The 5,606-nt window shown below is 70.6% G+C and carries 6 protein-coding genes and 1 pseudogene; 6 read left to right on the plus strand and 1 reads right to left on the minus strand.

Translation table 11 applies throughout. The features are described 5' to 3' along the window. The 6 genes and pseudogenes from BLW04_RS27850 to BLW04_RS24515 form a co-directional block, all read left to right on the plus strand. Window positions 1–205, plus strand: a 205-nt coding sequence (locus BLW04_RS27850) for a hypothetical protein (protein ID WP_217631256.1), incomplete at its 5' end; no start/stop codon positions are given. Between the two features lie 345 nt (window positions 206–550). Continuing rightward, window positions 551–1,036: pseudogene (locus BLW04_RS29935) on the plus strand (transposase); the annotation flags it as partial. A gap of 103 nt (window positions 1,037–1,139) precedes the next feature. Continuing rightward, window positions 1,140–1,283 carry a hypothetical protein gene (locus BLW04_RS29940; protein WP_371327825.1) on the plus strand — a complete coding sequence of 48 codons (144 nt, stop codon included), beginning with the start codon at window positions 1,140–1,142 and terminating at the stop codon, window positions 1,281–1,283. 358 nt (window positions 1,284–1,641) lie between these two features. Continuing rightward, entirely contained in the window at window positions 1,642–3,924 is a 2,283-nt protein-coding gene (locus tag BLW04_RS24505; RefSeq protein ID WP_254781969.1) for a putative bifunctional diguanylate cyclase/phosphodiesterase, read from the plus strand. A 77-nt stretch (window positions 3,925–4,001) separates the two neighbouring features. Then, window positions 4,002–4,466 carry an S-adenosylmethionine decarboxylase gene (locus BLW04_RS24510; RefSeq protein WP_254781971.1) on the plus strand — a complete coding sequence of 155 codons (465 nt, stop codon included), beginning with the start codon at window positions 4,002–4,004 and terminating at the stop codon, window positions 4,464–4,466. Window position 4,467: 1 nt separating this feature from the next. Continuing rightward, complete coding sequence (locus tag BLW04_RS24515; protein WP_091548160.1) at window positions 4,468–5,280, plus strand: hypothetical protein; 813 nt, start codon at window positions 4,468–4,470, stop codon at window positions 5,278–5,280. A gap of 10 nt (window positions 5,281–5,290) precedes the next feature. Here the strand turns inward: BLW04_RS24515 and BLW04_RS24520 are convergent. Then, the coding region (locus BLW04_RS24520; RefSeq protein WP_139306822.1) for a transposase at window positions 5,291–5,606 on the minus strand (316 nt) is incomplete at its 5' end.

Consider the following 5,606-nt stretch of genomic DNA (forward strand, 5'->3'; position numbering starts at 1 on the left):
GTGGCGGTGGCTGCGGAGCAAACACCGCCACAGCACCTGGAAGGAACTGCGCCGCCACTACTGCGGCGGCCGCTGGTGGCCAGCCGACAACGGCATGGAACTGTTCAACCCCGCGACGGTGAGCACGACTCGATACCGCTACCGGGGTTCGAAGATTCCTGCCCCGTGGCTCGCCACCGATGAGGTCCTCCACTGCGCCGCCTGACCGGGGCTTGTGGAGAGCCCGGTGCATTGAAAGGTGCACGCCGGGTTCGGGAAGCGGCCCGAGGAAACGGAACGGTCATCGCGGCCGTCACCGCGCCTCGGGCCGACTTCTACCGACCCGCACCGCCGTTGATCTGCGCGTTCATCGATCAGATGAGGGAGAAGGGCTCCGCGGTCGAGTCGGTCTGTGCGGGGCGGTGCGGTGCGGTGCTGCGCGAGCAGGGCTGCCAGGTCGCCGCGAGGACCTACCGGGCCTGGAGATCCGCGCGGCCGCCGGCCGCGCGCGTGGTGTCCGACGCGCTGATCATCCACGCCTTGAAGGGCCACGGCCGGGCAGCCGGAGTCGCTGTACGGGCGACGCAAGATGGTCGCCCACCTCCGCCGCCAAGGCCTGCAGGTAGCGCACTGCACCTTCGACCGGCTCATGGCCGACCTGGGCATGGACGGCGTGGTCAGGGCGAAGTCCCAGCGCACGACAGTGCCCGGCAGGGACGGCAGGCGCGCCGGGGACCTGGTGGACCGGGACTTCACCGCCGCGGCGCCCAACCGGCTGTTCGTCGCCGACTTCACCTACGTCCGATCCTGGGCCAGGTTCGTCTACGTCGCCTTCGCTGTCGACGCCTTCAGCCAGAAGACCGTGGGCTGGCATGCGATGCCCAGCAAGCACACCGATCTGGTGCTGACCTGCCTGCGAATGGCCACCTGGCGCCGAGCCCATGACGGCCACCCCGTGTCCGCCAGGCTCGTGCATCGCTCGGATGCGGGGCCGCAGTACACGTCGCTGCACTTCACCGAGCACCTGGCCCTGGAAGGCATCGGCCCGTCGATCGGATCGGTCGGGGACGCCTACGACACTCAGTCCATGATCATGAGCGTGGACGTCGGGTATCTGGTTCGACGCGTTCCACGACGGGCCCTTGAAGACTATCTCCGACGTGGAGTTCGCCACCGCGACCTGGGTGGAGTGGTGGAACACCACGCGCCTGCACTCCACCCTCGGCCACGTCCCACCGGCCGAGTTCGAAGCAGCCAACTACGTTGAGATCACCGCCTCCCGACCGGAGCCGAGGCCCGTATGAGGCCGGCAGAGAACCCGTGACGGTTCAGCTACCTACCAACGCGGAGATGCCCCGACGGATGGGCCGGCACCGCGCTGACCGGGCAGGGTTGGCTGGTCGCCCAACAAGCGGTCCACGAGACGCGGGAAAGTTACTGTCCGCGAGAAGCAACCTGCCGACGTCGCTGTTCGAAAGCAAGCACCATGAACGCGATGAGCATGATGGGCGACGAGCAGGGTGGCCACCGCGATCGTCGTTGATCCGGCATCTCACCCGTTCAGGTGAGGCCAGACGGGGTCCTGTGCGGTCGCCGTCGTCGGAGGCCGATGTCGGGACCATGGAGCAGCGCAAGCAGTCGGGGACCGCGCAGCGGTCATCCGTGCGCCTGCCGCTCTTGACGATCGTCCTGGTGGCCTTCTTCGCCACCGGCACCGGCGGACGTCCCGACGGCGCAGCGTGGGACCGCGCCTACGACGTCGTCCTCTTCAACCTGCCCTACCTCGCCGCGGCCGGGGCCTGCTTTGCGGCGGCGGTCCGAGTGCGGAGCGAGCGCGTCGCCTGGTCGTCACTGGGCCTCTCACTGACGCTGAGCGCGATCGGCAACGCGCTGCGGGTGCTCGCCGCCGGCGTCGACGGCAACGGACCCTCGTCCCCGCTCGCCGACCTGTTCGCCCTCGCCGGCTACCTGGTCATGTACCTGGCCGTCATCGTGATGATCCGGGCCCGGGTTCCCCGCTTCCACCCCAGCATGTGGCTCGACGGGATCATCGGCGCCCTCGGCAGCCTGTCCGCCGGGGTCGCGTTCGTGCTGGGCCCCTACCTCTACCCCGGCCCCGGGCAGCAGGCGGTGGGTCTCATCGAGCTGGTGGGGCCCATCACGGACGTGTTGCTCCTCGCGGTGCTCATGGCTGTCGGCTCCATCCTGGGGGTGCGCCTCGACCGCACGTTCCTCATGCTGGCCGCGGGCCTGTGCTTCGTCTGCGCCTCGGACATCGCCCTGTTCGCCCTCAAGGTCCAGGACCGCTACGTCGACGGCGGCCCACTCGAGCTCGGCTGGCTGGCCTGTGTGGTCCTGGCCGCGACAGCCGCAGCGGGGGCGCGGAACCGCCCCGCGCCGGTCGACCGCAGCGGCGGCTCCCGAATCGGCTGGCGCCTGCTGGCCGTGCCGCTGGTCTGCATCGTTGCCAGCCTCTCCGTCCTCGGTGCCGGCTGGACCCACCCGATGCCCGCCGTCTCCGCCTGGTTGGCCATCGCCTGTGTGCTGGCGGGCATCGCACGCATCGCGGTGACCTTCCGTGAGGTCCGTGGGTTCAACCAGGTCAAGGAGGAGTCCCGTACCGACGAGCTCACCGGCCTGGCCAACCGGCGTGCGCTGCTGGAGCAGGCCCAGCGGATCGTCGCCTCGGCCAGCGCCAGCCGGCCGGCTGCCCTGCTCCTGCTCGACCTCGACGGGTTCAAGGAGGTCAACGACAGCCTCGGGCACGGCGCCGGCGACGACCTGCTGCGCCAGGTGGGTCCGCGATTGCGCAACGCGCTGCGGAGCGAGGACGTCCTCGCACGGCTCGGCGGCGACGAGTTCGCCGTCCTGCTGCCTGGGACTGGTGGCGTCGAGGCGCAGGCTCTCGCCGAGCGGCTGCGCGAGCTGCTGCTCCAGCCCTTCACGGTGGCGGAGGTCCGGCTGCACGTCGGCGTCAGCATCGGCATCTCGACGACCCCCGCCCCGGCGACGACGGTCGAGGAGCTGCTGCACTCTGCCGACGTCGCGATGTACACCGCCAAGCGGGCACGCGGGGGCGTGCACATCCACGTCCCTGACCCCGTCACGGGCGTTGCCGGCGGTGGCCGGCTGCGCACCATGGAGGAACTGCGGACCGCGCTGACCGACGACCAGCTCGTCGTATTCATGCAGCCCCAGATGGGCCTACGCGACGGCGATGTCGTCGGCGCCGAGGCCCTGGTCCGCTGGCACCACCCCACCCGGGGGCTGCTCCCACCGGCCGACCTGCTGCCCGCCGCCGAGCAGGCGGGGCTGCTGCGACCGCTCACCGACACGGTGATCGAACTGTCACTCGCGGCAGCCGCCCGCTGGTGGCCCGACCACCAGGTGCCGGTCTCGGTGAACCTTTCGGCGGCCAACGTCACCGACCTCGACCTGCCGGACAAGGTCGCAGCTTCGTTGCGCAGGCACGGGTTGCCGGCGCGGGCCCTGACGCTGGAGCTCGTCGAGGACACCCTCATGGCCGATCCCGATCGGGGTCGGAGCGTGCTGGCCGACCTGCGGCGCCTCGGCGTCCGGACGTCGATCGACGACTACGGCACGGGCTACAGCTCGCTGGCCTACCTGCGGCACCTGCCCGCCGACGAGCTCAAGCTCGACCGGACCCTCACGGCGGACGTCGACCGGGACCCGCGGGCCGCGGCCATCGTGGAGCACACCGTCGCCCTCGCGCACAGCCTCGGGTTGAGTCTGGTGGCCGAGGGCGTGGAGACCGCCGCGACGAGTGCAGTGCTCGCGCGGCTCGGGTGCGATGTCGCGCAGGGCTACGCGATCGCCCACCCCATGCCCCTCGACGACTTCCTGGGCTGGCTGGTCGCCGCCGACTCTGCGCTGCTCGACGAGACACTGCTCCCTCTGCTCAGCCGCGGCGGCGACCCGGCCTGAGGCGCGGGATCTCAGGCGTGCCAAGACGAGGCTCGAATTTGATCACTTGTCGACGGAGCAACACGCGCCGCAGGCGGGTGCTCTCCGCTGCCGTCCCGTCACGCTCAGAGGGTGACGCCGTCCCTGCGAACGAGCGAGCTCCTCCGCCCTCGCCCCCCGGGGGCGCCGACCGCCAGCCGCGCTACGAGGAGGCCGACGACTGGCACGACCTCGCTCCGGAGATCCTCCGTCAGCGGCTGGTCATCGAAGGAATCCCGGCGCGTCCCGTCGACGACGCGCAGATCCGGCACTACCTCTCAGCGCTGTCCCGCGAGGTCGACATGGTGCAGGTCCTCGAGCCGGTGACCCACCGTTCCGACCTGTACGGCTGGGCCGGCTGGATCCACTGGGAGACATCGGGGGCCCACTTCTATGCCTGGGAGCGGCCACAGCTGTTCTTCTCGGTGGACGTGTACACGTGCAAGGCGTTCGACGTGGACACCGCCGTGTCGTTCACCCGCGAGTTCTTTTCCGCTGGCCCTGTCGTCGCAAAGTCGTTCTGAGATGGCCCTCCGGCTGCTCGTCGCGCATTCCGCAGCCGAGCGGGACGCCGCACGCGAGGTCGAGGCGAAGGTGTTCCTGCAGGCGTTCGGCAACACGCCGGACGTCATGGAGCAGGAGTACGGCCCCTACGACGACCGGTCCCGCTTCATCACGGTGATCGACGACGCGGCCGGTTCCGCGCTGGGGGTGGCCCGTCTCCTCCTCCCGGACGACGCAGGCGCGCTGAAGACCCTGATCGACGTGGCAGGCGAGCCCTGGCACCTCTCCGTGCCGGACACCCTCCGGGCGGAGGGGCTCTCCGGCCGACCGGTCTGGGACGTGGCGAGCCTGGCCGTGGACCGCAGGTACCGCAGCGGCGCCGCCGGTGCTGAGGTCATGCTCGCGCTGTGCCACGGCATCTACCGGTACACGCTGTTCAGCGGCGTCGACGGCCTGGTCACCATCCTGGACGACCGCGTCCTCCGGTTGGTGCGGGTGATGGGCGGGCCGTGGGCCCCGATGGCCGGAGCGTCCTCCCGCTACTACCTGGGCTCTCCCGCCAGCACGCCGTGCATCTGCCGGGTGGACTCCATCGCGGAGAGCATCCGCACCCGCCGGCCCGACCTCGCTCGGGCTGCGGTCGACGGCGAGTTCCGGTCGATCAGCATGGACCCGGCCGACCTGCTCCCCAGCCGCGGCGGTCCCGTCCCGGCAGCTCCGGCGCACAGCCGGTCAAGCCGGCCGATGCCGCCACGCCGCGACACGTCGGGGTTGAAGCCCCCGACCCACCGCCGCCCGGATGCTCTCCTCGGCTCGCCCAACCCGACTGCCTAGAGCGTGTCTGCTAACTGCGGACGCGGTGATGGATGATCATGCAGCCGAGGAGGACACCGCCGAGGTAGGTGGTGGCGTATTTGTCGTAGCGGGTGGCGATAGCGCGCCACTGCTTGAGCCGGCCGAACCCGCGTTCGACGGTGTTGCGGTCCTTGTAGAGCTCGGCATCGCAGGCCGGTGGTCGCCCACCGGCCGAGCCCTTGGCCTTGCGGCGTGCGATCTGGTCGCTGCGTTCGGGAATCGTGTGAGCGATCTTCTTCGCCCGCAGGTGCGCCCGCGTACTGGGATGGGAGTACGCCTTGTCCGCCAGCAGCCGGAACGCGCCG

This window comes from Modestobacter sp. DSM 44400, assembly GCF_900107175.1.
Taxonomy (GTDB): Bacteria; Actinomycetota; Actinomycetes; order Mycobacteriales; family Geodermatophilaceae; genus Modestobacter.